Origin of the sequence: Treponema sp. JC4 (assembly GCF_000260795.1) — a bacterium.
Lineage (GTDB): Bacteria > Spirochaetota > Spirochaetia > Treponematales > Treponemataceae > Treponema_D.
On record NZ_AJGU01000001.1, the window covers coordinates 207659 to 233830 of the forward strand.

At 38.9% G+C, this 26172-nt stretch carries 21 protein-coding genes; 8 read left to right on the plus strand and 13 right to left on the minus strand.

Annotated elements, in window-relative coordinates; genetic code table 11:
• Nucleotides 1–9: 9 nt before the first annotated feature.
• Nucleotides 10–828 (minus strand): hypothetical protein, encoded by an 819-nt coding sequence (locus MSI_RS00820; protein WP_155815449.1) that lies wholly within the window; start codon nt 826–828, stop codon nt 10–12.
• A 77-nt stretch (nt 829–905) separates the two neighbouring features.
• Between MSI_RS00820 and MSI_RS00825 the strand changes: the two genes are divergently transcribed.
• The 3 genes from MSI_RS00825 (at nt 906) to MSI_RS00835 (ending at nt 5181) form a co-directional block, all read left to right on the plus strand.
• Nucleotides 906–1613 (plus strand): DUF2259 domain-containing protein, encoded by a 708-nt coding sequence (locus MSI_RS00825; RefSeq protein WP_009102671.1) that lies wholly within the window; start codon nt 906–908, stop codon nt 1611–1613.
• 93 nt (nt 1614–1706) lie between these two features.
• Nucleotides 1707–2849 (plus strand): hypothetical protein, encoded by a 1143-nt coding sequence (locus MSI_RS00830; protein ID WP_009102674.1) that lies wholly within the window; start codon nt 1707–1709, stop codon nt 2847–2849.
• A gap of 43 nt (nt 2850–2892) precedes the next feature.
• Nucleotides 2893–5181, plus strand: a complete 2289-nt coding sequence (locus MSI_RS00835; protein ID WP_009102676.1) for a U32 family peptidase — start codon at nt 2893–2895, stop codon at nt 5179–5181.
• Here the strand turns inward: MSI_RS00835 and MSI_RS00840 are convergent.
• The 3 genes from MSI_RS00840 to MSI_RS00850 form a co-directional block, all read right to left on the minus strand.
• Nucleotides 5178–5615, minus strand: coding sequence for a single-stranded DNA-binding protein (locus MSI_RS00840; protein ID WP_009102678.1), 438 nt, complete (start codon nt 5613–5615; stop codon nt 5178–5180). The two genes, MSI_RS00835 and MSI_RS00840, sit on opposite strands and share 4 nt — an antisense overlap.
• A gap of 202 nt (nt 5616–5817) precedes the next feature.
• On the minus strand, nt 5818–7227 hold the full coding sequence (locus tag MSI_RS00845) for a hypothetical protein (protein ID WP_009102680.1): 1410 nt from the start codon (nt 7225–7227) through the stop codon (nt 5818–5820).
• On the minus strand, nt 7211–7717 hold the full coding sequence (locus MSI_RS00850; protein ID WP_009102682.1) for a hypothetical protein: 507 nt from the start codon (nt 7715–7717) through the stop codon (nt 7211–7213). The genes MSI_RS00845 and MSI_RS00850 overlap by 17 nt, the downstream gene beginning before the upstream one ends.
• A 63-nt stretch (nt 7718–7780) precedes the next feature.
• Between MSI_RS00850 and MSI_RS00855 the strand changes: the two genes are divergently transcribed.
• Together MSI_RS00855 and MSI_RS00860 are read left to right on the plus strand one after the other, a co-directional pair.
• Nucleotides 7781–10531, plus strand: a complete 2751-nt coding sequence (locus tag MSI_RS00855) for a valine--tRNA ligase (RefSeq protein WP_009102684.1) — start codon at nt 7781–7783, stop codon at nt 10529–10531.
• A gap of 72 nt (nt 10532–10603) precedes the next feature.
• Nucleotides 10604–11221 (plus strand): hypothetical protein, encoded by a 618-nt coding sequence (locus tag MSI_RS00860; protein WP_081481335.1) that lies wholly within the window; start codon nt 10604–10606, stop codon nt 11219–11221.
• On the opposite strand, the gene MSI_RS00865 is transcribed toward MSI_RS00860, so the two are convergent.
• Together MSI_RS00865 and MSI_RS14955 are read right to left on the minus strand one after the other, a co-directional pair.
• Entirely contained in the window at nt 11222–13510 is a 2289-nt protein-coding gene (locus tag MSI_RS00865; RefSeq protein WP_009102690.1) for a hypothetical protein, read from the minus strand. It abuts the gene before it with no gap.
• A gap of 29 nt (nt 13511–13539) precedes the next feature.
• Nucleotides 13540–13860 carry a hypothetical protein gene (locus MSI_RS14955; RefSeq protein ID WP_009102692.1) on the minus strand — a complete coding sequence of 107 codons (321 nt, stop codon included), beginning with the start codon at nt 13858–13860 and terminating at the stop codon, nt 13540–13542.
• 432 nt (nt 13861–14292) lie between these two features.
• Here MSI_RS14955 and MSI_RS13700 point away from each other — a divergent pair, with 432 nt between their 5' ends.
• Nucleotides 14293–15315: an Rpn family recombination-promoting nuclease/putative transposase gene (locus MSI_RS13700; RefSeq protein ID WP_009102694.1), complete on the plus strand. Its 1023-nt coding sequence runs from the start codon at nt 14293–14295 to the stop codon at nt 15313–15315.
• A gap of 360 nt (nt 15316–15675) precedes the next feature.
• Nucleotides 15676–16887, plus strand: a complete 1212-nt coding sequence (locus MSI_RS00880) for a hypothetical protein (RefSeq protein ID WP_009102696.1) — start codon at nt 15676–15678, stop codon at nt 16885–16887.
• Nucleotides 16888–16997: 110 nt separating this feature from the next.
• Here MSI_RS00880 and MSI_RS14850 read toward each other — a convergent pair whose 3' ends face one another.
• The 4 genes from MSI_RS14850 to MSI_RS00895 all read right to left on the minus strand — a co-directional run bounded on the left by MSI_RS14850 (nt 16998) and on the right by MSI_RS00895 (nt 21688).
• Nucleotides 16998–17621: a DUF4143 domain-containing protein gene (locus tag MSI_RS14850; protein WP_202799317.1), complete on the minus strand. Its 624-nt coding sequence runs from the start codon at nt 17619–17621 to the stop codon at nt 16998–17000.
• Nucleotides 17614–18243 carry an AAA family ATPase gene (locus tag MSI_RS14855; RefSeq protein WP_009102700.1) on the minus strand — a complete coding sequence of 210 codons (630 nt, stop codon included), beginning with the start codon at nt 18241–18243 and terminating at the stop codon, nt 17614–17616. Before MSI_RS14855 ends, MSI_RS14850 begins: the two co-directional genes overlap by 8 nt.
• 774 nt (nt 18244–19017) lie before the next feature.
• Complete coding sequence (locus MSI_RS00890) at nt 19018–20175, minus strand: hypothetical protein (RefSeq protein WP_009102704.1); 1158 nt, start codon at nt 20173–20175, stop codon at nt 19018–19020.
• Nucleotides 20176–20341: 166 nt separating this feature from the next.
• Nucleotides 20342–21688, minus strand: a complete 1347-nt coding sequence (locus MSI_RS00895; RefSeq protein WP_009102707.1) for an ATP-binding protein — start codon at nt 21686–21688, stop codon at nt 20342–20344.
• Between the two features lie 268 nt (nt 21689–21956).
• Between MSI_RS00895 and MSI_RS00900 the strand changes: the two genes are divergently transcribed.
• Complete coding sequence (locus MSI_RS00900; RefSeq protein ID WP_009102709.1) at nt 21957–22712, plus strand: hypothetical protein; 756 nt, start codon at nt 21957–21959, stop codon at nt 22710–22712.
• Between the two features lie 46 nt (nt 22713–22758).
• On the opposite strand, the gene MSI_RS00905 is transcribed toward MSI_RS00900, so the two are convergent.
• The 3 genes from MSI_RS00905 to MSI_RS00915 all read right to left on the minus strand — a co-directional run bounded on the left by MSI_RS00905 (nt 22759) and on the right by MSI_RS00915 (nt 26154).
• Complete coding sequence (locus MSI_RS00905; RefSeq protein ID WP_009102711.1) at nt 22759–23370, minus strand: master DNA invertase Mpi family serine-type recombinase; 612 nt, start codon at nt 23368–23370, stop codon at nt 22759–22761.
• Nucleotides 23371–24003: 633 nt separating this feature from the next.
• Nucleotides 24004–25179, minus strand: a complete 1176-nt coding sequence (locus MSI_RS00910) for a hypothetical protein (protein ID WP_009102714.1) — start codon at nt 25177–25179, stop codon at nt 24004–24006.
• 156 nt (nt 25180–25335) lie between these two features.
• The gene (locus MSI_RS00915; RefSeq protein WP_009102716.1) at nt 25336–26154 is read right to left on the minus strand and encodes an SPOR domain-containing protein; all 819 of its coding nucleotides are present in this window, start codon (nt 26152–26154) and stop codon (nt 25336–25338) included.
• Between the last annotated feature and the right edge of the window lie 18 nt (nt 26155–26172).

Here is a 26172-nt window from a genome sequence, read left to right on the forward strand (position 1 = left end):
TAAGCTAGATTAAGAATTCCACAAATACTGATTGTGCAGTTCCTTAAAATAAAGCACTGTTCCCACCGAAAGAAAAATTACCCCGATAATCAGCTGAAAAAGTGTGTAGCAGTGCTTTAAAATCAAAGATCCCGTTCCAAGTACAAAAAATCCCAGCGTAGTAATCTGAGAAAGTTCCCTCTTGTAATTATTCATGCACATAGAAAGTACAGAAATAATAACAGAAACAACTATGAATAATCTGATTATTTTAGAAAAGGCGGCAGCTGAAGTAAAATTCGGAAGAAGAATGCCTGTATTAATTGGAATAGAAAAAGCAACAAAGGTAGCCGCAACAATAATAATCATACAGTTCTGTTCAAGATTCTGACGGTATTCTTCGCCGGAAAAAAGCACAAGCGCCATCAGCGAAACGGGACCCAGAAAAGTTCCTGTAAGAACTATATTGTTAATTGCAATTAATGCAGTATGAAAACTTCCTGCAAGATTTAAAAGCGGAATAAAAATGCGGGCTGTATCCAGAAGAATTGAAAGCAAAAACAAAAGAAAGTAAGCAAGTTCTCCAGCCTGAGTCTTATAAAAAGCATATAATATAGTAAAACTTGTTCCGCAAAGATAAATGAACTGAAAGAAAATCCCGGAATAGGAAAAAACAGGCTTAAAGCCGAATAAAAAGGAAGCTGGTGAGTTTTCCGGTAACTTTACTTCCGGGACACTAAGGTTTTTTGCAAAAATCTGGTAGTGAAAAAATATCAAGTCAAAAATGAAAACAATCAGTGTAAAAATAAAAAATCCCATGTAGAAACGATTTCGAGCTTTAATTGTCATAATAAAAAAAATAACAGTAAAGACTTTTTCTGTAAAGCCGAAAATAAAGTGATAGACCATAATTTTTGGGAGGATTTATGAAAAAATCGTTCTTGTGCAGTTTTGCTTTTTTACTGGCTGCTACAGCATTAAATGCGGGGGATGTTGCCTCTTTTGTAGATAAAGGATTTTCAGCAGACGGAAAATATTATGTTTTTGCTCAGTATGGAAAAACAGATAAAAAGTTTCAGGGATGGGCAGAAATTTATCAGGTTGATATTGCCGCAAATGACTATGTAGATTCCGGCGTTTTCAAGACACGTCCGTCTGCTGCAACTGCCGACAAAAACGGAAAGGCTGTTTATGACGAGCTGGAAGCAAAGTCTGCTTCTTATATAAATGGGCTCAACTGTAAAAGAGCAAACGCAGAGCACGTGCTTTATATTCTTGATGATGTTCATAAAACTGGAACAGACGAAATTGTATTCAAGGATTTTACAAGCGCAGATCTTGAAAATCAGAATTCTTACAGAATTACTCTGGTTCCAACAATCAATGGTAAAGGAAAAAATGCCCGTTCATCTTTCTATATAAATCTTGAAAAATATGATGCCGATGGCTACGTGCTCAGCACCCAGAGAATCGGTTCTCCTTCTATCAGCCGCAAGGGAGTTACAAATTATAAGATTGAACGCATCTTCCGCGATGAGTGCGGAAAAAATCTTATCTTTGTAATTGAAAAGCATTATGAAGATGATGCAGGCCTTTCTGTGCGCTACATGGTAGAGGCTGCAAAACTCAGATAAAATTGCAGAATTTTTAAACTTTTTTTGAAAAATACTTCCGATTTTTAACAGTCTGCGACTAGTGTATATGTAGAAAATAAAAAGAGGAAGCCTATGAAAAAGTACAAACAAATTATTCTGTCTTTAGTACAGACTATCTTGATTACAGGCATTACGCTATTCAGCGTAATGCCTTTTTCATGTAAGGTGACTCCTGAGGGAGTTCAGATTGTGGGCGGAGATTATGCGTCTCCTGTAATAGAAAATATTGAAGTGGTTGACGAAAACTCGCTTCAAATCAGCTTTTCGGAAAAGGTGAAGGTTACGGGAGCTGTGCTTTCGCCCTTCATTGAAGGAATTTCAGATTCCTATTCCCATTCAAAAACAGAAGAACTTTCTACGGCTCTGAAAGCTGCAAGCGGGGGCTATGGGAAAATTCCTGTTACCATCGAAGCTCAGGAAGATGAAAAAACGATAGTTTTTAATTTTACCTCTTCTACGATTATCGGGAATTCTTATGAACTTTATGCCGTAGTTGAAGATCAGATTGGAAATACTCTTACCTTTTCAACCCGTTTTACCGGCTATAATTCACGCGTTCCTCAGATGATTATGACAGAACTGTATTTTTACAACGAGTCTAATAAAGAGAAAAGCCTCTTGCGTACGGAATATGTAGAACTTCTTGCCCTTAGTGACGGAAACCTTGCAAATCTTTGCCTTTATGGTGCCAGCAAGGGAATTGAAAAAGGATATAATTTCCCGCCGATCGAAGTTCATAAGGGTGAAATCCTTCTTGTTCACCTGCGTCAGAAGGGGGAGGGCTGTATTTCAGAAGAAGGTGAGGATTTGAATCTGGCTGCCAGCGGAATTTCTCCTGCCGGGATTCGTGATTTGTGGACTTCTGATAAGGATTTATGTTATACGAAAAGTGCAGATGCCCTTATTCTTGAAAACAAGGCAAGTTCCCAGATTCTTGACGGAGTCTGCTTTGCAAATCCTGAGGCACTGGAATGGAAAAGTAATGTTCTGCTTGCCGTTGAGCGCCTTTATAATTACGGAATCATAGACAGCATGGATATTTCTGATGCAGTAAGAAAGCCAAAGAATGACAGTGCAGCAAAGTCACTTACAAGAATTGATGCAGAAGATATTAAAAATAATATAGAAGAAAATGATTATCTGGAAGAGGATTATCCTTTGGAAAGTCCTGCCTCTAACTGGGAAATGGCAGCCCGGTCTGAAGGGAGAATTTGAAAGTAGATTGTAAAATTCTGCAAACTTGTGTTAAACTATCCAAATGGTTGAATTATTAGCTCCTGCGGGAAATATTGAATCTTTGGATGCAGCAATCGGCGAAGGTGCCGATGCAGTTTATTTGGGACTGAAGAGTTTTAACGCGCGCCTTAGAACATCAAATTTTGCATGGAATCAGTTTGAGGCGGCTGTAGAAACTCTTCACCGTCAGAACAAGAAAATTTACGTAACAGTTAATACTGTAAGCGAAGAGCGCGAAACTGAGCGTCTTTACCGCTTTTTATCTTATCTCAATGAAGTTGGACCAGACGGCCTTATTGTGCAGGATTATGCTATCATGCGCATGGCTCAGGAATTCTTTCCGAATATGGAACTTCATGCTTCTACTCAGATGAACGTAGAAAGCACTGCCGCAGTACGCCTTTTGCAGAAGCAGGGGGTAAAACGAATGGTGCTTGCTCGAGAACTGGGACTGGAAGAAATTCAGAAAATAAAAAACGAAACAGGCGCAAACCTTGAAGTTTTTGTTCACGGAGCTCTTTGTGTAAGTGAATCGGGCCTCTGTCTCTTTTCAAGCTTCTTAGGCGGAAAGTCTGCTAACCGGGGAATGTGTGCTCAGGCCTGCCGCCGCTACTACAATGCAGAAGTTTCCGGTGGAATTAAGAGCGGTTACTACTTTTCTCCTTGTGATCTTCAGCTTATAGATCATATTCCGGATCTTATTGAAGCCGGTGTTGATTCTTTTAAGATTGAAGGACGCATGAAGAGTGCCGAATACGTTGGCAGTGTAGTTGCAGCTTACCGTTATGTAATTGATCATTATAAGGAAGATAAAAAAGGCGCAATTGCAGCCGGCAAACGTATGCTTGCTTCTGATTTTGCCCGTTCAAAAACAGACTACTGGTACGGCTTTAAGACTCTTGATGATGGCGTTAAAAACTCTGCCCAGAAGATTTTGAATCCTGACCAGGCTGGCGGAACCGGTATTTATCTTGGAAAAATCTCTGCAATTAAGGCAGCACCTCGTGAACTTGTAGAGGCTATCCGCGCTAATGCAAATCCTGATACTCCTCAGGAGCAGATAAATGTAAAAATGGCCTGTCTTTCCGGCGGTTCATACGACCCTGATCCGGGTGATTCAATCCGTCTTCATAAAAAGGACGATACTGGCCGCGTAAGCCACAAAATCCGCTCTGTTGAACTTGATGAAGAAAAAGGAAAACGCTGGATTGATATTCCGGGCGGCTTTGCTGTTGGTGATGAAGTTTACCTTTTGCAGATTAAGTCAGGCTCAAAACGCTATCAGCGAGTTTTGCCGGGTGACCTTGGCCGTTACCGCAAGCAGCCTAAAGATGAAATGCTTCCGATTCTTGACCTTACACCGGTAAAAGATAAGGAACTTGCTTACTTTCCGGACGGCATTTATGCCCAGGTTTCTTCTATTGCAGATGTCTTTGCAGTTCAGGGCTTAAAACCTGTTCGTCTCATTCTGGAATATAACTCAGAAACTTCATATGACCTTTTGAATCATAAGACTGTCCTGCCTTTCTCCAAAAAGCAGATTTTTATTTCGCTTGATCCTTTCTGTAGTCCTCTTCAGGAAGACCAGCTTAAAAATGAACTTACAGCCCTTGTAGAAGACGGCTATAAAAACTTTGTAGTAAACAACCTTGCCCACATTCAGATGCTCAAATCTATGGGCGTTAATATGGTTGCAGGTCCTTACCTTTATACCTTCAACCGCTGGGCAGTTTCCTGGCTTGAAAACCTTAACATCGGAGCCTTTATTTCTCCGTATGAAAATTCAAGAAAGAATCTTGAAGCAACTTACGAAGAAAAAGTGCGTTCCCGTGTTCTGGTGCCAGTCTTTGCATACCCGGCTCTTTTCCGCATGCGCTTTAAAATGCCTTCTGACTATGATTTTACTTTCTTCTCTGATAAAGAGGAAAAAATGTTCAAAATCAGCTCTACTCAGGACGGTTCTTTTGTAATGCCGGAAGAACCATTCAGCATTGTAGATAAGGTAAATATTCTGCAGGGCTCAGGCTTTAAGAAACTCCTTGTTGATTTTTCAAAGACAAAGGTTTCAAAAAGCCAGATAAAAGCCATTATGACTTCGCTTGTTAAGCAGCAGCCTCTCCCAGAAATTTCCAGATTCAACTGGAAAGACGGTTTTTATAATCCGGAAAAACTTGAGGAATATAAAGCTGCCGCTGAACGTGCCGCTGCCGCAAAGGCAAAGGGAACTGCACCTGCAAGAAGCCCTTCTTCAAGAGCTACTCCTGCAAAAGGCAGACCTGGCGCAAAGTTCAAAGGACGTAAAAAACGCTAGAAAACCGTTTCTTCTGCAGAAGTTTCAAGACTGGCTGAGCTTGCCTGACTTTCGACCTCTTCTGCAGAAGCCTCTTCTTCTTCGTTTGCCATTACAGAATTGTTGAACTTTGGTTTGTATTCAATGTGTTCTGCAACTACATAAACCCTGCTGGCAGTTTTTCCGTCCTTATCCTTCCATCTGTCCTGCTTGATTCGTCCCACGACTCTCATGCCCTGACCCTTATCAACTTTCTTTTTACAGTATTCCGCGAGCTTTCCGTAAGCTTCCACATCAAAATACGACACTTCAGAAACGCCTTCATTATTACGGCTTTTGTACCAGCGGTTTACTGCAACCGGAAATCTGCATACAAAAAAGCCTGCTTTTGGCTCCGAAAATTCTGCCTTTTTTACGGCATTTCCTTCAATAATCAAAGAATTCAACTGATTCATATAAAACCTCATACCTTTTAGTTTTTTGCTTTTTCCGGCCGGGAAAAATGTTGAACTTCAACATATATACACTTCCCCTGATTTTGAGGTTTTGACAAAAATTTTGAAAAAAAATTCGAGAAATTTAAAGAAATTTTTCAAATTATCTATACAAATTTACGAGATGAGCCAAAATTTACTGTCTGATAACAAAAGCTAAGAATTATCTGTTGGAAATCAGCCTGAGCATATAAAGTGCAACGTACTCGGTCAGGGCTTTGTTGTTACCAAGTCTCTGCATATTAGGTGCGGCAGTTAATGTTTCTGCAAGATTTTTAATACGTTCTTTTGTAAAGGTCGAATCAGAAAGAGTACGTAAAACCTTACGGGTATAGTCCCGGATTAAAGCGTTTACATCTTCATTCAGCTGATTGTAGGCGTCTTTAGAAATGCGTTTGTTCCATTGTTTTTCAAGATAGTTTAATTCACGGTCAATAGTTGAACCTTCCGGAATCATATCCTGTGTAATGTCTTTTGCCTTTGCGGAAAGTATATCGGCTCTGCTCTTCTTGCGGCCTGCACCAGCTTCTTCTTCCAGCTCTTCAAAAGGATTGTTTGCGGCACTATTTCTTGCTGCCTTTTCCCGCTGGCTTTTACCGGAAGTAAAGAGGGCAAAAATCCAGGAAATAATAGGCATTGTGTAGTAGAAAGGAAGTCTAGCCTTAGCATTTGCAAGAATTTTTGCGTTTTTCAGCATCAAAAGATCATGATAAGGCAGAAGTTTTCCGTTTACAAAAAGTCTGAAGCCCTGAGGCATTTCAGATTCATCTTTATCAAAGGCCAGAAGAGTCATAAAGTTAGCACTTAAAAGGGCATGTAAAACCGGCGAATTCTGTTCAACAAGCTTGTGAAGCGCATTTTCAAAATGACTTATATTTGTCATTTCAGGAAGCTTTTCGTGATCCATCAGGGTGTTGTACCACTTGTCTTCCAGAAAGCGTTCAATAGAATCATGGGCTTCGTTACAAAGACGAACGACAACATTGAGTACGTTTTTTTTGTAGACAAAATAGCGGGTGCCTGAAGAAACTTTAAAAACAAGCAGCGGCGGAAGTTCATTTGATTCACCTTCCGTTGTAAGTCTCTGTAAAGTCTTTTTCAAATCTTCTTCGTTGTAAATTCCGTATAAATCCTTTCCAGACTTATCCTTAAATTTAAGAATCTGATTCATAGAAAAGAAGTATGGAGGTTTTCCCAGTGAACCTTCCAGCTCATTAAGGGCATCCTGTTTTTTCTTGTTATCCTGGAATTTAGCCTTCAGGTATGAACTGTGGATTTCTGCAATCTGAACTGCCTGAAGAATATTTACATCATCAGTCGTTCTATCCTGAATTTTAAGATAATCCTGTTTAATAAAGTACAAAAGCTGATTCCAGAAGTAATAATCATCCCCGTCTGCAAGCTGAGAAAAGTTATTTTCATTTGCATCTACAAATTTTGAATAGAAACCGCGGATTGGAACTTCCTTTGTAGGATTTGTAGAACGCAGTTTTTTCAAAAAGTAGTCGTGATATTCTTCTTTTTTTAGGATTCTGCGGATTTTCTGCTGGGCACTTTCAATCAAAATTTTCATTGAAATGCAGGATGGCAATACTAAAGCTGGAATTTCCTGAGAAAATTCCAGAAAAAAAAATCTGATTTGTTTTTGATGTGTCTTTTTCTATTAAAGACGGAATGTATGAAACGGCAGCTTTTCGCTCAATGGCTGTCAGCGGAAACTGCTTAGGTAAATCAGAAACAAGGGGATAGGGAGTGGAATCATTTCTGAGAATTTCGTTGTACTGGGCTGTGTAGCGGGATACAAAGAAATTAAAGGCAACAATCATCTTTTTATTGCCGTTTGTTGTCATGGCAACCAGATGTTTTTCGCTCAAGCCCTGAAGTTCAGCATTTATAGTGCCCGCTGTATCACCCAGATATTTTACAAGTTCTCCCTGTTCTTCAACATGATGATCTGCATATTTTTTGATATAGGTACAGAATTCCTTAAAATCAATGAAAGGGGATTTTTGTTTATCAGCGTAATATTTAATTAATGCACTTAAATTTGCTGTAGTTGCCATATCATTGCTATTTTATATCAGATTAATTTACTTTACAACGGAAAATCACTATAATTTTTTTCTATGAAAGCAATTGAATTGGAAAAGGCCTACGAGCCAAAGTCATTTGAAGACAGAATTTATAGCGAATGGGAAACAAAAGGCTATTTTAAACCTGCCAGCGACGAAGCTTCCCCTGTACACGCACAGTACAAATGCCAGTGCGAAGATTGTAATAAGAAAACAAACACATATTCAGTCGTGATTCCACCTCCAAACGTAACAGGCGTTCTTCACATGGGACACGGACTTAACAATACTCTTCAGGATATCGTTGTACGCTATCACCGTATGAAGGGCGACAACACTCTCTGGCTCACAGGTACTGATCACGCCGGAATTGCAACTCAGAACGTTGTTGAACGCCAGCTTAAAAAAGAAGGTCTTACCCGCAACGACCTGGGCCGCGAAAAATTCCTTGAACGCACATGGAAGGTTAAGGAAGACCACCATAATACAATCGTAAAGCAGCAGAGAAAACTTGGAAACTCTACAGACTGGGAACGCGAACGCTTTACTTATGATGAAGGACTTAGCGCTGCAGTTCGCGACGTTTTTGTTACTCTTTATGAGCGCGGACTTATGTATCGCGGAAAGCGCCTTGTAAACTGGTGTCCTCGTTGTGGTACTGCCCTTGCTGATGATGAAGTTGACCATGAAGATACACAGGGTGCAATGTATCACCTTTATTATGAATATGCTGATGGAAGCGGAAAGATTGAAGTTGCAACAACTCGTCCGGAAACCTTCTTTGGTGATACTGCCGTTGCCGTAAATCCTAATGACGAGCGCTATAAGGCAATCGTAGGAAAGAAGCTTAAGCTTCCTCTTACTGGAAAAGAAATCCCAATCATCGCTGATGATTATGTTGATATGGAATTCGGAACCGGTATGGTAAAAATTACTCCGGCTCACGACCCTAACGACTGGGAAGTTGGAAAACGCCACAACCTTGAAGTTATCAACCTTCTTACTCCAGACGGACGCTTGAACGAAAACGTTCCTGAAAAATACCGCGGACTCAAGTCTGAAGCTGCCCGCAAACTGGTAATTGAAGATTTGACAGAAGCTGGCCTTTTCAAGGGTGAAGAAAAAATGGTTCACTCGGTTGGTCACTGCTACCGCTGTAAAACTGTAGTAGAGCCATATTTGAGCGACCAGTGGTTTGTAAAAATGAAGCCTATGGCAGACAAGGCTCTTGCAGCCTGGAAAAAAGGCGAAATTCAGTTCTTCCCTCAGAAATGGGAAAACACCTATTCTCACTGGCTTGAAAATATCCGCGACTGGTGTGTAAGCCGCCAGATCTGGTGGGGTCACCGTATTCCTGCCTGGTACTGTCAGAAGTGCGGAGAAGTAATTGTAAGCCGCGAAGATCCATGCAAGTGTCCAAAGTGTGGCGCTGCTGCCTCAGACCTAAAACAGGATGAAGATGTACTCGATACATGGTTCTCTTCATGGCTCTGGCCTTTCTCAACTCTGGGATGGCCTGAAAATACTGCAGATCTTGAAAAATTCTATCCTACAACTGCTCTTGTAACAGCCTACGATATCATCTTCTTCTGGGTTAGCCGTATGATTATGGCTGGTCTTGAATTTACAGGAAAAGCTCCTTTCCATGATATCTATATTCACGGTCTTGTACGCGATAAGCAGGGACGCAAAATGTCTAAGTCTCTTGGTAACGGTATGGACCCTCTTGAGATTATCGATATGTACGGTGCCGACGCCCTTAAGTTCACTCTTGGATTTATGTGCGCACAGGGACAGGATATTCTTATCGATAAAGATTCTTTCAAACTCGGTTCACGCTTCTGTAACAAAGTCTGGAACGCAAGCCGCTACCTTCTTGGAAACCTTGAAGGCCGCAATCTTGTTCCTGTAACAGACGCTGACCTTACAGAGCTGGACAAGTGGATTTACAGCCGCCTCAACTACGCCGCAAAAACTGCCCGCGAAGCTCTGGATACTTACCGCTACAACGATGCCGCAAGCGCTCTTATGGAATACTTCTGGAACGAGTTCTGCGACTGGTATGTTGAAGCTACAAAAATCAACTTCAAAAATGGTGATGATAAGGAAAAAGACCGCCAGGCTTCAGTTCTTATGAACATCCTGGAAGAAAACCTTCGTCTTTTGCACCCATATCTTCCATTTGTTACAGAAGAAATTTACGGAAAGCTTCCTCTTTCTGAAATTGCCGCTAACCGTAAATCAGCTGGAACTCAGAAAGTTGCATCTAACAGCGAATATGCAGGAATGCTCATTAACGCGCCATATCCTGAATACACAGCTGACCGCGAAAATGCAGAAATCGAAGCCCGCTTTGAAGTTCTTAAGGAACTCATCGGTAAAACCCGCGCTCTCCGCGTAGACTGCGGAATTGACCCTGCTTCAAAAATCAATATTGCTATTTTGATTGAAAAGGGTTCTGCTGCCGAAGTTTGCCGCGAAAAAGTTGAAATGATTCAGCTCTTGGCCGGTGTTGCAAAAGTTGACTTTGTTGAGGCAAAACCAGCATCTTCAATTGGTACAGTAGGAAAAGGTTTTGAGTCTTTCATCCTTGTTGACGAAAATATCAACAAAGAGCAGCTTATTGCCCGCTTCCAGAAAACAATTGAAAAGGAACAGGGTTATGCCCGCATGAGCCAGAACAAGCTCAACGGAAACTTTGCTAAGCACGCGCCTGCAAATCTTGTAGAAGAGGAAAAGGCCCGTCTTGCAGAAAGCGAACGAAAAATTGCAACGCTTGAAAGTTATCTTGCGGATTTGAAGTAGAAATTTTATAAATCTGTGCTAAACTGTTAAGCAAGGAAATGGAGGCAGGCAATGGCTAAACAGAAATACGAAATGCGAATTGACCGCTCAAAGGATATGGATCCTGAGCACATGCAGCAGCTCAAAGACATTGTTCTTGCTCCTTATATGCAGCTTGCCACCGGCCTGATAGGTAAAGCCCGTCATGCCGGCGGTAATATGTTCCGTCACCAGATGGACACCCTTTCCATTCTTATTGATTACGGCTATATCGATTCCATTCTGTTAAAAGCCAGCGTCGTTCACGACACAGTAGAAGATATTCCTAACTTTGACCGCAACCTGATTATTAATTGTGATGAAGAAGGGCAGACCGTTCTGAATCTGGTTCTGGAAGTTACCCGCCGTGAAGATGAAGATAAACGCCAGTTCCTTCGCCGCATCCTTGATACTGGCAGCCAGAAGGCAAAAATTCTTAAATGTGCTGACCGAATCAGTAATATGATTTCGCTCGGTTACGTGACAGATCCTAAATTCATTGAACGTTACTGCGACGAAACAGAATTCTTCCTTCTTCCTATGGCACTTGAAATTGACTACAACATGTATCAGGAACTTATCAGCCTGATTATGACCCGCCGCCGCTACCTTGAAGACGGCGGATATTTTGATAACCGGAAGAAAGAGTCTACACCTCCGATCAGCAATTAATTAAAAGCCGAATCCTTTAAGCAGATTCTTTGCCTGTTTTTCAGCCTCTTTCTTTGCTGCTTCTTCAGCTTCTTTTTTAAGGCGTTCTGCTTCAGCCTTAGCTTTAGCTTCCGCCTCTGCTTTTGCCTTTGCAAGTTCTGCTTCTGCCTGTTTTTTAGCCCGGTCTACAGCGCCACTTGCCATATTTTCAAGTTCTTTTTTACGCGCTTCCAGCTCACACTTCATGTTCTGAACGGCTTTATCAGAGTTTTTAATTACCTTTTCAATGTCAGTAAATTCTGCAATCTTATCAGAAGCGATTCCTGTTTTTTCTGCAAGAAGATTATTTATTTTTTCACGTGCCTGATTTGCAATCTTCGAAAGTGCCTTATTAAAGGAACTTGTAAAGGCAGACTGGAAGACATCTCCTGCATCGGTACTTACGTCCAGACTTAAATCATTTTCTTCTGACCATTTATAATCAAAAGAAATCTTCATTTTTTGAATGGAATCAAGAGTGTCTTTATATATATCGTAAACAATTTCCGGCTCAAATGAAGGAGTTATAATCTGAATCTGAGAAAGGTTTAAGATTCCGCTTCCGGAAACTTTACTGTCTGACTTAGGTACAGTTGCAGTACAGTTCAAATCAGCCTTAGATTTCATTCCGTAGGAGTCAATTACCACATCGGTTGGAATGTTTTTGCCGTCATAAGTTCCGCTAACAAGAGGATTTTCGCTATTTGACCTTGCGTCAATTACCGCGTCTACTTCATTTTTAATTCCAGAAAGAGTAAAAGCAGCCTCCAGAAGTGACTGCTTATCACGCTTGTCTGCATCACTTGAAAATTCCTTCGCAAGAAGTTTCCAGCCTTCTCCTGAACCGTAAGCATTTTCCAGAAGGAATTTAGGAACCTTATCTTCTTTATAATAAACAAAACGGCCTGCCTCACGCTGGGCAATACGTTTTTTCATCTTAAGTTTTTTTGCCTTCTTTTTATCGCTGTTTTTCTTTGCTGCAGAGGCATCGTGTTTTGCCTTTAGTTCAAGCGCCTTGTTGATATACTCCCGTGCTTTTGGCGAATACTGATCTGCCATTCCGTAAACAAAGGCAGTAATCATATCATTGAAGACATTTTTAATTCCCTTGTCTTTAAAAGCGGTAAATTTCCCGATTTCTGCTTCTGCAAGTTTTTTATCTGCTTCAATAGCCTTCTGAATGTCGGAAGAAAGCCCTTTGATTTTTGCAGAATCCTTATCCACGTCCCGAACAAGAGTTTTTGTCTGATCAGAAATTTCATTTCCGGTCTTAATGGCAGAATTTACCAGTTCAATCATTTCCTTGATTTTTGCCGGGTCAGAAAGTTTTGCATAATCAAAATTCTGAACAGATTGAGTAAGTTCTGTCATCTCTTTTACAGATTTTTCGATTTTTGCAGGCTGGTCCTTCCATTTATCAACCAGTTCCGAAGCAGTTTTCTGTGCGTCTTGAGCCACAGCCGGCGATTTCAGATTGGATTCCATATTGTTCAATATGTTTTCCGGATTATAATCAGCAAACATGGAAGACAAAGTATTCTGTGTCTTTGCCATTAAATCATTCTGTTTTTTATTCTGTCCGCCTTCAGATTTTTTTTCGTTTTTATTTTTCTTTTCTGCCTTTGCTTTGTCAGCCTTTTTAACTTTTATAAGTTTTCCTGATTTTGAGCGGTCAGTATTAAAAAGAACTTCTCCAATCGTGATGTTTTCAATATCAACCTTACCGCGAAGGGCCTCTGTAAGATTAAAATCAAGGGTAAAATCCGCAATCTGGAAGAGATTTTTCATATCATCATCGCTGCTAGCCTGCGAAAGATTTTTTACCTGAAGTTTGCTGTTTAAAATTTCTATGTGAGCATAGCCGATGTCAGTTTTAGCATTAAAAACCGATTCCAGTGCGGAAGTAATGGCCCTTTTTACAGCCAGATCCTTAAAAAGTATAACTCCCAGAATCAGGGCTGCCAGAAAACCTGCCGTTACGGCAAAAGGAAGCAGCTTAAAGCCAAACTTTCGGCTTTTAATGTCTTTTGCAAGTTTCCTGAACTTTTTCAGCTGCTTTTTTTCAAGAGTAAGAGATAAATCTGCCGCAAGAAGTTCCGGCTTTTTTTCGTAAGGCAAAAAGAGCCCTTTTACAAGTTCCTTATCTGCCGGTACATCGAGTTTTTTAAGCAGTTGGCTTTCAAGTGCTTTTTCCGTATATTTTTTCTTAAATAATTTAGGAAGCTTTTTAGCAGAAATCAGTTTTGCTTTATTTTCTTTTTTATCTTTCATCTTAATTCCTCAGTTTTAAAATCAGCTTTTTACATTAATTCCAGCGAAGCATTGCGGAATTTTTCTGCAAGCGGCAATTTATAGAAGAACTGCCCGATTTTACTGTTGTTCCAAACCGCTGTGATTTTTGTACGCCAGACTTTTACAAAAAGAACAAGGCAAATAAAGAGCGGAATGTAAATCAAAAGGCTGAAGACAAACGAGCCGCAAACAATGGTGTTATTGAACTTTGTAAAGCCGATAAAAGGAATCTCAATCAGATTTGCAAAAAAGGGCGAAAGTCCGCCTGTAAGAATTGAATATCCCAGTGAATCAAAAAATCCGTCAAAGGCCGGTGCAATAAAGGACATTAAAAGCGTAACAAAAAATAAGCAGTTTTATTAATTCTTATAAAGGAAAAGAAAACAAAAAGCAGATACCACAAAAGATTATTCTTAGGAACAAAGCCCAGCAGTACCCCCAGGCAAACCGCATTAGCAATTTCCCCCGGCTTAGAATTGGAATTCATAATTTTAAATAAGGAAACAAGTTTTTTTATCATGTTTTCTATTATAGCGCCCGTTTTCCTGTATAGTCAAACTTAAAAAATCCTGGGAAAAACGGCAAATTTTTTTTTCAAATTTTTGTCAAAAACGCAAAGGTTAAAAATCTTCTCTACAATTGTAAGTATAAATAACCTTTGCTACTTAAATTTTTTCAAAATTTAAGCTTCAAATTTTGTCAAAACGCGATAAACGGCGGGAGTGTATATATAGAAACTTTGATTTATATAAGGATGCACTATGAAAAACAAACAAACCTTGCGCCCGTCGCCGACTGCGCTATTAAATCCACGAATTGACGCCATTTTCAAGGCAATCTTTACTCAGGAAACCGAAGATTCGAATATGGCCCTTGAATCTTTAATTTCCAGTGTACTCGGAAGAAAAATCGACAGCCTTAAAATAACTTCCAATGAACCTCCGGTAACAACCACAAAAGACAAGAAAATGTCCTTTGATGTAAGCGTTACCTTTGAAGGCGGTGAACGTGCTTCAATTGAAATGCAGGGACGAAACGTCGACAACAGCTTTGAAACAAGAAGTGAAATTCAGGTTGCAAGGCTCCTGAACAATAATGCAAAAAGTGGAAAAAAATGGAAGGTCAAAAAGGTTTATCAGATTTCCGTACTGAACTTTCACCTTCCAAAAGATGACATCTGTGAAATGTCGTGGTATACTATGAAAAATCAGAAGGGACATGAACTTTCACAACGCCTAAATGTTATCTATATCGACCTTCTAGTTATTAAAAAACTTCTTGGAACGCCGGTTGAAAAACTGACGCCGCTTCAAAAATGGGGTCTTTATCTTTCCTATGCAGATGACGAAAGACAGAAAGACTATATCAGTCAGATTACGCAAAGCGAGAAAGGAATTATGAAAGCAAAGAAAATTATCGGACATATGAGTAAAGCCGAATCTAACTGGCATCTTCAAAATTCCCGTGATATCGGAATACGAGATTATTACACACCTCTTTATAATGCCAAAAAGAAAGGTCGAGCTGAGGGTAGGGCTGAAGGTCGAAAGATAGGCTTAAAAGAAGGTCGTGAGGAAGGTCTTGCTGAAGGACGTGCTGAAGGTAGAGCTGAAGGTAGAGTTGAAGGTCTTGCTGAAGGTCTTGCTGAAGGCGCACAGCAGAAAGCCATCGAAGTTGTTCATTCATTATACGAAAACGGCGCATCCATAGAACTTATCGCCAAGTCTTTGAAGATGACCGAAGAGCAGGTAAAGGAAATTGTAAGCTCTGCGAAGTCCAACTAGGTTATAAAGATATTGTTATTTTATAACTAACGTTCGTTAGTAGTTTAAAACACACCTTTTCTATGGGGTTATTTCCGCAAGAAAGGTGTGTTTTTATTTTATCCAAAGTCCTGGCTCGCAACCGATTTCCCGCAAAATGCAACCGATTGCCTTATTAGATTTACCGCTAATCCAATTTCAGTTTACCGAGTAAACGTTTTTAACAGGTGTTACTGTAAAAAGTTACAAAATATTTTGAAAATTTAAATAATTTTCTTGACTTGCCATTTTTGCTGTGCTAAGATTTTAAATATAAAAAGGTATCAAATTAAAAAGTCGTTGACTCTTTTGAGGCCTAAAAAAAAAGGAGGATTTTTTCAAATGAAAAAAATCGTTGGAATTATTGCAGCTGCTGCTTTGGCTGCTACTGCATTTGCTGAGATTAATATCGGATCTTGGAACAGAGGTGTATTTGTTCCATTCGCTTATGATGGTGACACACTTCGTTCTTTGGAAGGACCAAGCTGGGGAGTAGATGCAACTGGCGGTATCCGTACAGGACTTTCATTCTCTGCTTCTTCAGAAAATGCCGGTGTTGTATTTGACATTCACGGAAACCCTGGTGCTTCTATCGCTATGGGTGATAATGCATATGCATGGGTAAAACCAGTAGATATGCTTACTGTTAAATTTGGTAAAATGGATAACAACTGGGGACGTCTTGACCACTGCTTTGGTACCTGGGATTACTGGCGTTTCAGTAATGAACGTGGTGAAGGTCTTGCCGGTGTAGGCCGCCAGAATGGTCGTGGTGCTGAAATCACATTGCAGCCTGTAGAAGGTCTTGTTATTGATTACGAGGCTAACTTTGATTATGGTACAGTTACATATGATACTGTAATCGATCCTGAAAAGGGTGTAACAACTACAACAACAGCTGGTAATCACACATACAATGTAATGTGGGAAAACTCTTCTACAATGATTGGTTACCAGGCAGATTTCGGTTTCATCCGTGCAATTATCAATGGTCAGGCAGCTAGAAGTTACAAAGCTGGAGAAGATACAAAACCAGCTGCTACATTCGGTCTTGCTGCAGATATTACAGCAATTGAAAACCTTACTTTGAAAGTAGGTTTCGGTATTCCAACATATCTTCAGAGTTCAGATTCATATGTTAAGGCTGCTGTAGCTGCAGACTATAATCTTGATGCTCTTGCACTCCATGCACAGGTTAGCCTTGATGTTCTTCCAAACAAAAAGAAGGCAGATAACAACTACGAGCTTGGAAACATGGGATTCAATGTTGGTGCTGGTGTAGACTATGCATTCAACGATGCTTGGAAACTTGTAACAGATGTTCGCTTCCAGTCATGGTCTAATACAGAAACTGAAGCAGATGGCGCTGATACAAAAATTAAACTTGTTGACCCATCATTCGGTGCTTACATTGGACTTCAGCAGAACCTTACAAATGCATCATTTGCATTCGGTGCTATGTTCGGAAAACGTTCTATGAACATTGCTAACTCAACAGGAAAAGCAGATGACTTCACATTTGCAGTTCCACTTTCTATGACAGTAAGCTTCTAATCTAACCTAACAGTCTAGATTACCAAACGGCGGTTACCTTCGGGCAACCGCCGTTTTTATTTATGAAAGCCGTTTTTTTACCTTGAAATACTTCTTAACTTATACAGGTTTTACAAATCTTCCAGAATAAAAGGTAATATATAAACAGGTTTGAATTTTAATTTATTTTCTTGAGAAACATCTTTTTGTGACAATAAAAATGAATTTGAAATGTATTGTGAATATTTTTTACAAAAAACATCTATGGATTCATGGATTTTGCTCGAATAAGATTTTACTTCAAATGGAACAATCTTATTGCCTGACTGAACTAAGAAATCAACTTCATAAGAATGCGTACTTTTATCTTTATTCCATGTATGATAATAAAGTTCACGACCAGTTGAGTTCATAATTTGAGCCACAATATTTTCATAAAGATATCCTAAATCAGCAGATAATTTGTCACCAAGCAGTTTGCTATAAATATTATCACCTGTTTTTGGTGTTGAATCAAAAATCATTGTTGTAAATAAACCAACATCAGATAAATATAATTTAAAGGTCTGTTCGTCCCTTGTCTGTGAAAGTGCAAGCCCAGGATTTAAAGTGTTGTAACATGCAATAACAGTCCTTGAGTCGAGCAAATCTGAAAATCTTTCTAAATCTTTATTTACTTTTCTTTTTCCTGTTGCTTTAGAAATGACATATCTTTTTTTATTTGTTGCCAACTGAGAGGGAATTGACTTAAACATTTTTCCCATCAACATAAGCCTGAACAGCCTGCGGCATACCGCCTACTGCCATATACATTCTAAAATCTTTCATAAGTTTACGGTTTACACCATTACCAACTTCTGAATTCGATTTATATAAATCTCTTAATATGCCATAAGTGTCATTTCCAATTGCCCACATAAATTCTTCATAATCCATAGGATAAACAGAAATTTTATGTTCCTCTGATGGAATAACTATATCTTTAACATTTTTTTTGATGCTGATTAATGATCCGGTTTCTATGTAATCAAATCTTCCGTCTGCAACAAGATATTTGATTGACTGTCGTACTTTAGGATTAAGCTGTGTTTCATCAAAAATAATTACAGACTCTCTTTTGTATAAGGTGATTCCTGTAACTGTTTGCAAGCGAAGAAAAAATCGTTCAAGATTTGCTATATCCTTAAATACATCATTAAGTTCACTGGTAATATTTGCGAAATCTATTTTTATATATGATTTATAATTTAATTTAGCGAATTCTTCTGCAATTGTCGATTTTCCGACTCGTCTTGCTCCTTCTAGTAAAACCGCATAACTGGGAGCAAAATTTTCTTTCCACTCTTTCATGGAATCTAAAGCTTTTCTTCTGAACATAATAACCTCAAAAAAAATGCAGTTTTTTCAATATTTTTTATTTAAAATAGTGCGTATAATTCAAAAAAATAAAAGCTTCTAGAAAAAATAAAGGAAACTCTGAATAAACTTTATCAAATGTACCTGTTTTTGCTTGGCGCCAAATAGCAAGTAGTATATATTAGATAGAGAAGGCATTCGCTGAAATGCGTCTTGCCTCTCGGTATATTTGCAAAATCGCCACGTGGGTTGAAGCTGTGGCGGTTTATTTTTTAACCAATTTTACAACTTCTTTTGCTTTATTTTAAATATATTACAATACAATATAAGTGTTTATTAATACATATAAAATGCCTAATCTATACACTTGAACTAGATAAATTGATATGTTATAGTTTTTATTACACCCGTGATATGGGCGGTATTGTCCCCAACTGAAACTTGACCGGTTTTTTACTGGAATTTGATTCAAAGGGGGAATGCTATGGATTTATATGAGATTCTGATGGTAGTAAATGCTATCATTCAGCTTATCATTAAAATCGCTCAGCTTCTCTTCCGCAGACGGAAAGATAAAGAGTAAAAAAAATAGCCCACCCTGTCGTTTTTGCACACTGCAGGATGGGCTTATACCTAAGTAATTAGGTTAGCACTGTGGGGCAAGACGCTTGTCGCGGGTGCCCTTTTATTTAACTATAGCATATAGTGATTAATTGTCAAGATAGAAAAAACGGCTTCCAGAATTGGAAGCCGTTTTTAGTTAATTAGACTTGTTCTAAAACTAAAGGATTAGAATTAGAAGTTGATGTCGAGTACAACTGGTACACCAAATGTGAAGCTCTGTGCTTTTCCATCGTCTTTTGCGTGGTTGCCAATCAAGCTGTTTGTTGAACCAGCGAAGCCGAGTTTAAGAGTAGCATTTGTAAGGTGATGTTCAAGACCACCGTAGAATACTACATGGTCATCACCTTCAGCAGTTCCTGAGTACCATGTGCTGTAGTAGCGTACATCACCAACCAATGTGTAAACATCGTTGATTGCGAAGTCAGCACCACCGCCAATACCAAATCCGAACTTACCGTAGTCACCATCATCAGAACCAAGACGACCATCAAAGAATGCGTGAAGTGCAAGAGCATCCAATTTGTAGTTTACACCAGCACCGAACTGAATAGCAGATTCAGCATCAGCTGTTCCATCTTCTGAAGCTGTTGGTTTGAATGTTGTTGGGACACGAACTCCAAACTGTGCATCAAGGTTTTCTACTCCAGTCAACTGGAATGCAGCGTTGATTACACCCCAAGCTTTAGAATCTGTATCACCTTTTGTAATTCCTTTGTCTTTTCCCCAAATCTGTGCCATGATAGTACCTACACCTTCGATTGAGTAAGAAACACCATAGCGAGCGTGATTCCAGAGTTCATTGTATGCTTTGTTGTTAGCACCAGCTGTTACCTGTGTATCGTAGTTGATTTCAAGACCTTCAACAGGTGTAACCAAAAGTGCGAAGTTTGGTGCGAAATTACCGCTATCTGGACGCCAGAAAGCCAAGTCATCACCTTCATGACCGATTCCGTTTGGACGGAGTGTATTCCATGCACCATAACCGAATCCAAGACGCTTCCAGTTTCCATCCATTCTACCAGCAGAAATCTTCAAGAAACTGAATGGTTTTACCCAACCAAAATAGTTATCATGGGTGTTGTCTTCCATATGGATATCAGTTTTAACACCAGCAACTTCATTTTCTGCAGAAACGCTAAGACCAACACGACCTGTACGGTTAGTTGTGTTCAATCCGTTCCATGTCGCTGTTGGACCAACAGTTACGATATCATCTCCATCATAAGCGATTGGTGCAAAAGCTTCATTTGCAGACAAGCCAAAGTTTACTTCGGCGAAAGCAGATGTTGCCAAAGCAGCAGCTGCAATAATTCCAACGATTTTTTTCATTTGAAAAAATCCTCCCTATTTTTTAGAGTTTTAAGGTGCGTTAATTTCTAAAAAATTACCGTCGGATGTTGAGAATAATTCGTTGTATCTTGAGAAAAATTAGTTCAGATTATTTTCCTGAAATGTTGGAAAACGGGGCACTTTTTGTATAATAATGCACAAATTCCTAAATTCCACTTAAATCCAATTTATAAATGTAACTTGAAAGTTCTGTATTCTTGATGAACATCAACATATAGATTGGAAGATAGGTGATTTTTTCCTTTGTCCTTATATTTGAATTGCACAATACGTAGGCACGCTCAATTTGGTAATCTTCATTTCGTAAGATATTTGACAGAGCATTATGCCGTTCGTAATCTTTACCAGACTTTATTTCCAGAGGAATTACTTTATCATCCTGTTTGATAACAAAGTCTAATTCACCATGTTTTTTGCTGTTGTAATAATATAAATTAAATCCGTGAGAATGCAGTTCCTGTGCAACTGCATTTTCATAAATAGCTCCAAAATTCAAATTATTCTCATCATTTAAGATTTTAAGTTGAATTCCTTCTGCATATTGAGACGCAAGCAAGCCTACATCATTTGAAAAAAGCTTAAAAAGATTACGAGATTTTGATAATTCCAGAGGAAGCTTTGGAGCGTCTACATTATAAACCGGTAAGGCCACGCCTGCTTCTTTCAGCCAGATAAAACTATTTTCATATCGATTAAATTTCATATTTTCATTCAGTTTTTTTAAGATGAAGCGTTTATTCTGTGCATTTAATTCCGATGGAATCAAATCAAATATGTTTTTTATATATAATTTGTCCTCAGGATCATACTGACTGATATCTTCTTTATACATCTGAAGAATTGATTTTTGTACAAAAAGCACTTTTTGAATATTATTTGTTTCCAGATATTCCTTCACAACCGCTGGCATTCCTCCAACAACCATGTACAGCCTGATCAGTTCCATTAATTTCTTATGAATCACTTCATCTATAGGCTGATTTTGTTCGAATGAGTTTTTTAGTCTTTCAAAAATACGTTCTGGAAGTCCACAGGCTTCAAAAAATTCCTGAATATCCATAGGATACATTTCTTTTATGCTCATATATCCTACAGGAACTGAACGAATGCTTTTTAATTCAATTCCCAAAAGAGAGCCGCTTAATGCATATTTATAACTACCTTCTTCAACAAGAAATTTAATTGCTGTAATAATTTCAGGAACCCGCTGAACTTCATCAAAAAAAATAAAAGTTTTGTCTTTTTCTAGTTGTACGTTTGTAAAAGCACTCAAACGGAGAAGGATTTCTTCAGCAGAATTTGAATTTATAAAAATAGTTGCTGCTTCCTGGTTTTCAATAAAATTGATTTCTATAAAGTTTTTATAATTAGTTTTGCCATATTTTCTAATTGAATAGGATTTACCGATTTGTCGTGCACCGGTAATCAAAAGAGCTTTATTATTTTCCTCTTTATAAAATTCTTCTAAAAAAGCATCTATTTTTCTTTTCATAAAAAGTTTCCTTAAAATTACGTCCGTTTTTCCAAGGTAATTTTATGGTATTTTGTCCGTTTTTCCAAGGGAAATATTATACATTTTGTCCTTTTTTCCAAGAATTTGCAAAAACTTTTGTCTCCTGTGTAATTCTTTGTTTTTTTATGGTATATTACTAAATGTGAATGTGCAGTGTTTTTGTAACAAATTAGCCTGTCGTTCATTTTATAATTAGATGGCATTCAAAATCTGAATGACCACTTTTCTACATCTTTTAGGAGTATTTATGAAAATCGCAATTAAAAAAGCTTTGATGGCTGCACTTTTGGTGTCGGCGCTTGGAACAAGTTTTGTTTTTTCGGCAAAAGTCAAATATGACGTAAACGGAAATAAAACAAGTTTCTGGAAAGAATTACTTTTGGGAAAACAGAAATATGTTGAATATGATGATGTAAATCTTTACACAAACACAGTATTTCAGCAGCAGAAAGACCGCGACTCAACAATGATTTATAATCCGATGACAAAGGAAGGCGGAGTTTCTACATATTTTGAAACTATGTACTTCAACTTTGTTTTCAATGAAGAAAACCGTAAACTGATTATTGATGGAGTTAATTCATATCTTGATGATTTTACAAACAAACGCCTGATTCATAGTACAAACAAATCTACCAAAATGTATGGAACCGGAAAATGTTTTGCAGAGTTCGGAACTGTAAAAATCATGATGAACCACGAGGCTAAGACAACTTTTAAAGTTGGTTACCGTTTTGTAAAGAAATCACCATATTTTGTAATTTCGGTTCAGGGTGCAAAGGATCAGGCTGAAAATCAGAGTACTTACACTGTAAAAGATTTTCCAACTGTAACAATGTATTTTACAAGAGCGCAGGCAAAAGATTTTGCAGAAAAACTTAATCAGGATCAGCTTGATGTTCTTCAGAAAGAATATGATGAACGCATTTTCAATCAGCAGAATGTAGTTATTCAGGAAAAAGAAGAATACGCATCAGAAAAAGATGCTTACGAAGAACAATAAAAATCTTTAGATTGGATTGAGGCAGCCATAAACGGCTGCCTTTTTTTTATCTGTTTCTAAAAACAATGCCGCGGCGCTTTAGGAAATTGTATAAAGTCTGTTCTGTAACGTGAAAGGTAACGCTGATATATTTTTTTGAAAATCCACTTGAAAGCATTGCGATTATGTCATTTTCATAAGGAGTAAGTTTATAATGCGAGTTCAATTTTCCACGAGGGCGGCCAAGAACAGTCCCTTCTGATTTTTTACGCCGCAGCGCTTCTCGGGTTCTGTCAGAAATCAAGGTTCGCTCTATTTCTGCCGAGATGCTGAAGGCAAATGCCAGCACCTTACTTGTAAGATCGGTTCCTAGTTTGTAACCTTCTTTTACAGTATAAACAAGAACTTCGTCTTCCATCAGTCGATTGAGGATGGACATAATCATAAACATACTGCGCCCCAGCCGGGAAAGCTCAGAACAGATAATCAAATCACCTTTTTTAACATTTCCTAAAAGCCGCCCCAGAGTGCGCTTGGATGGTGCCACTGTTCCACTGATAGTTTCTGCAATCCACTTGTCAATTTTGATTTTATGCCGTTTTGCATATCTCAAAATCTCATATTTCTGATTTTGAACCGTCTGCTTGTCCGTGCTTACACGAATGTATCCATAAACCATAGCCTGCCTCCGTCGCAATTTTCGACAGAAAGGGCGGAAATTATTACCTCTTAAAATTGACAAAAATTACCTTGTTCATCCTTTTTAAAAATGACAATATCTAGTGTTAAAGTCCTTTGAATTCTGACAATACATACAAAATGATATAGATTAGTAGAAATTGTTAATACGAAAAAAGTTATGCTTGACGTCAAAACTTAAGTAGTTTATATTAAATAAAGAAGGCATTCGCAGAAATGCGTCTTGCCTCCATGTTAGGTTTAAAACCCGCCAAGAGTTTTCGACACGGTTGGCGGGTTTATTTTTTACTCAATTCTATCTCTGCGTTTGCGGAGGTAACTAAGTAATTCAAGAATCAGAATGGCAATATCAATTGCCAACGAAAGCTTTTCGTAAATCGTCATCTTTCTTAGCCTCCTTATCAAATTATTCCATGTAAGCATGGTTTGAGTTCGGAGACAGACCGCCATAACCTGCGAATGCCTTATTTTAATATATTACAATACAAATATTATGTAAATACCTAGATTAATATACGTTTAATAATTTAAGTAATAATAAGTTTTGCTGTGAAAAAAAACGGCGGTTGCCCGAAGGTAACCGCCGTTTGGTAATCTAGACTGTTAGGTTAGATTAGAAAGAAGCTGTGATTGTAAGAGGTACAGCAACTGTGAATGGTTCGTCTGCTGCTTTTTCTGCAGAGATTGAAGGACCAACGTTCTTACCCATCATTACACCAAAGTCAAATGTAGCGTTTGTAAGTTTCTGTTTAAGACCAGCATAGATACCAAATGCATCTTTCTTTTCGCCCATGTACTTGTTTGAGCCAAAGCGGAAGTCTGCAACTGCTGCGAGTGCATCGTTGATGTTGAAGTCAACACCAGCACCAAGTCTGAATCCGAGGTCACCAAGTTTTACAGAGTTATCTGTGTCAACTTCTTTAGGGTTGATAGCGAATTCAGCCTGTGCATGGATTGTAGCAGGGTCAAATGCGAAGTCTGCACCTGCACCAAACTTAACTGAGTTCTTAGAACCATCAGCATTATATCCTGTAAGATTTGTAGGAATTGTAGCACCAACTTTGAATGTCATGTTTTCAACAGCTGTGATGTCAGCAGCAACGCTGATTTTTGCAGCTACAACAGAATCTCCATCCTTGTTTGTACCAGCACGCTGTCCGTTTACGATAGCGCGGATGAAACCGAAGTCAGCATTGTAACCAACCATCAAAGATCCTTTTTCCCAGAATACTTCGTAAGCACGAGCATTACCATATGTACCATCATCATTACCCGAATCGAAGTTAGCTTCGTAATCAATTACCAGTCCTTCTACTGGAGTAAGAGTGAAGTTAGCACCAGTACCTTTCTGACGTTCAACACCAGCGAAACCTTCACCAACGCTCAAATCGTTACCAAAACGCCATGTATCCCATGTTCCAAAGCAGTGATCAAGACGTCCCCAGTTGTTATCAATTTTACCAAATGCAACACGGAACATTTCTACAGGTTTTACCCAAACGTAAGCATTATCACCCAATCCAAGTGAAGAACCAGAATTATCAGGATTTGCATGAACATCCATAACCATACCTGCATTCTCTGTAGAAGCAGAGAAACCAAGTCCTGTACGTACACCTGCTCCACCGTAGTTTGTACCACTCCAGCTTACACCTTCAAGTGTGCGAACTGTGTCACCATCATAAGCAAATGGAACAAATACAGCTCTGTTCCAAGATCCGATATTAATTTCGGCAAATGCTGTAGCAGCCAAAGCAGCAGCAGCAATCATTCCAACGATTTTTTTCATTTGAAAAAATCCTCCCTTTTTTTTAGAGTGGGGGTGTTTCACGGGAGGGTGTGAAACGGGGAGAATATTGAGATTGTATAAGGAGGATTTTGATAAAGTTTAAAATTTTATACAAAAAAAAGACAGACTTTTGAAGTCTGCCTTTTCGTTCTTATGCTAATTAGTACTTGTAACGTAGCTCTTAGCGCTGGCGAAATCGTTTATGCGGGCGATTTTCTGGCGCCAGTATTCGGCTTCGCTTTTTGTTGTGTATGGGCCTACGCGCACACGGTAAAAAAGGTTTTCCTTATTGTCTTTGTAGGTGAAGATGTCGGCCTGAATCTGGTTTGTTCCCAAAGTTGAGCGGGCATTTTCTGCGCCTTTTTTGTTGCTGTAGGCTGCAACCTGTACCCAGTATTTTACAGGGACTGCAGGTTTTGTACTTGCCTTTGAAGCAGCAGGTTTTGTCTCAGATTTTTTTGCTGCAGGAGCTGGACTTGCTGATTTTGAAGTTTCTGTTTTTGCAACCAGGTTCTGTGCAGGCTTTTCAAAATCACGAGGAGCTCTTTCACGAATTGCTGAAGGTTTGTCCTTATCGGCAAAGGTGACTGTAACATTTATATTCTGAGATTGTGCTTCATTTTTAAGTTCTTTAAGTGAGTTCAAATCGATTGTTGTTCCGTTTGAAGGAACTTCATAAACGTTTGCTTTATCTGCAAGAACGTAAACTTCGTTTGCCTTGAGTGGTTCGCCCGGCTGAGGAAGTTCGTGGTTTGGGAAATTAAGCTGATGTTCTGTAGAAGGAGATGGAGCAAAGCCGTTGTTTTCAAAACCAGGATTAGACCAGCCGTTATTCTGGCGTTCTGCAGGAGAAACTCTTGCAACGGTTTGTGTTGATTTTGCTGCAGGAGAATACATAATCAATGCGGCTCCCAAAACTACGAGCAGGAAGGCTCCAACTGCGGCAATTATCCATAATGTTTTCTTGTTTTCCATAAGTTTTCCTCTTTTCAC

Bases quoted from the DNA above. Each gene is read 5' to 3' on its own strand.
- MSI_RS00820 (WP_155815449.1), bottom strand. From the start codon at position 828: ATGACAATTAAAGCTCGAAATCGTTTCTACATGGGATTTTTTATTTTT.
- MSI_RS00825 (WP_009102671.1), top strand. From the start codon at position 906: ATGAAAAAATCGTTCTTGTGCAGTTTTGCTTTTTTACTGGCTGCTACA.
- MSI_RS00830 (WP_009102674.1), top strand. From the start codon at position 1,707: ATGAAAAAGTACAAACAAATTATTCTGTCTTTAGTACAGACTATCTTG.
- MSI_RS00835 (WP_009102676.1), top strand. From the start codon at position 2,893: ATGGTTGAATTATTAGCTCCTGCGGGAAATATTGAATCTTTGGATGCA.
- MSI_RS00840 (WP_009102678.1), bottom strand. From the start codon at position 5,615: ATGAATCAGTTGAATTCTTTGATTATTGAAGGAAATGCCGTAAAAAAG.
- MSI_RS00845 (WP_009102680.1), bottom strand. From the start codon at position 7,227: ATGAAAATTTTGATTGAAAGTGCCCAGCAGAAAATCCGCAGAATCCTA.
- MSI_RS00850 (WP_009102682.1), bottom strand. From the start codon at position 7,717: ATGGCAACTACAGCAAATTTAAGTGCATTAATTAAATATTACGCTGAT.
- MSI_RS00855 (WP_009102684.1), top strand. From the start codon at position 7,781: ATGAAAGCAATTGAATTGGAAAAGGCCTACGAGCCAAAGTCATTTGAA.
- MSI_RS00860 (WP_081481335.1), top strand. From the start codon at position 10,604: ATGCGAATTGACCGCTCAAAGGATATGGATCCTGAGCACATGCAGCAG.
- MSI_RS00865 (WP_009102690.1), bottom strand. From the start codon at position 13,510: ATGAAAGATAAAAAAGAAAATAAAGCAAAACTGATTTCTGCTAAAAAG.
- MSI_RS14955 (WP_009102692.1), bottom strand. From the start codon at position 13,860: ATGTCCTTTATTGCACCGGCCTTTGACGGATTTTTTGATTCACTGGGA.
- MSI_RS13700 (WP_009102694.1), top strand. From the start codon at position 14,293: ATGAAAAACAAACAAACCTTGCGCCCGTCGCCGACTGCGCTATTAAAT.
- MSI_RS00880 (WP_009102696.1), top strand. From the start codon at position 15,676: ATGAAAAAAATCGTTGGAATTATTGCAGCTGCTGCTTTGGCTGCTACT.
- MSI_RS14850 (WP_202799317.1), bottom strand. From the start codon at position 17,621: ATGTTTAAGTCAATTCCCTCTCAGTTGGCAACAAATAAAAAAAGATAT.
- MSI_RS14855 (WP_009102700.1), bottom strand. From the start codon at position 18,243: ATGTTCAGAAGAAAAGCTTTAGATTCCATGAAAGAGTGGAAAGAAAAT.
- MSI_RS00890 (WP_009102704.1), bottom strand. From the start codon at position 20,175: ATGAAAAAAATCGTTGGAATTATTGCAGCTGCTGCTTTGGCAACATCT.
- MSI_RS00895 (WP_009102707.1), bottom strand. From the start codon at position 21,688: ATGAAAAGAAAAATAGATGCTTTTTTAGAAGAATTTTATAAAGAGGAA.
- MSI_RS00900 (WP_009102709.1), top strand. From the start codon at position 21,957: ATGAAAATCGCAATTAAAAAAGCTTTGATGGCTGCACTTTTGGTGTCG.
- MSI_RS00905 (WP_009102711.1), bottom strand. From the start codon at position 23,370: ATGGTTTATGGATACATTCGTGTAAGCACGGACAAGCAGACGGTTCAA.
- MSI_RS00910 (WP_009102714.1), bottom strand. From the start codon at position 25,179: ATGAAAAAAATCGTTGGAATGATTGCTGCTGCTGCTTTGGCTGCTACA.
- MSI_RS00915 (WP_009102716.1), bottom strand. From the start codon at position 26,154: ATGGAAAACAAGAAAACATTATGGATAATTGCCGCAGTTGGAGCCTTC.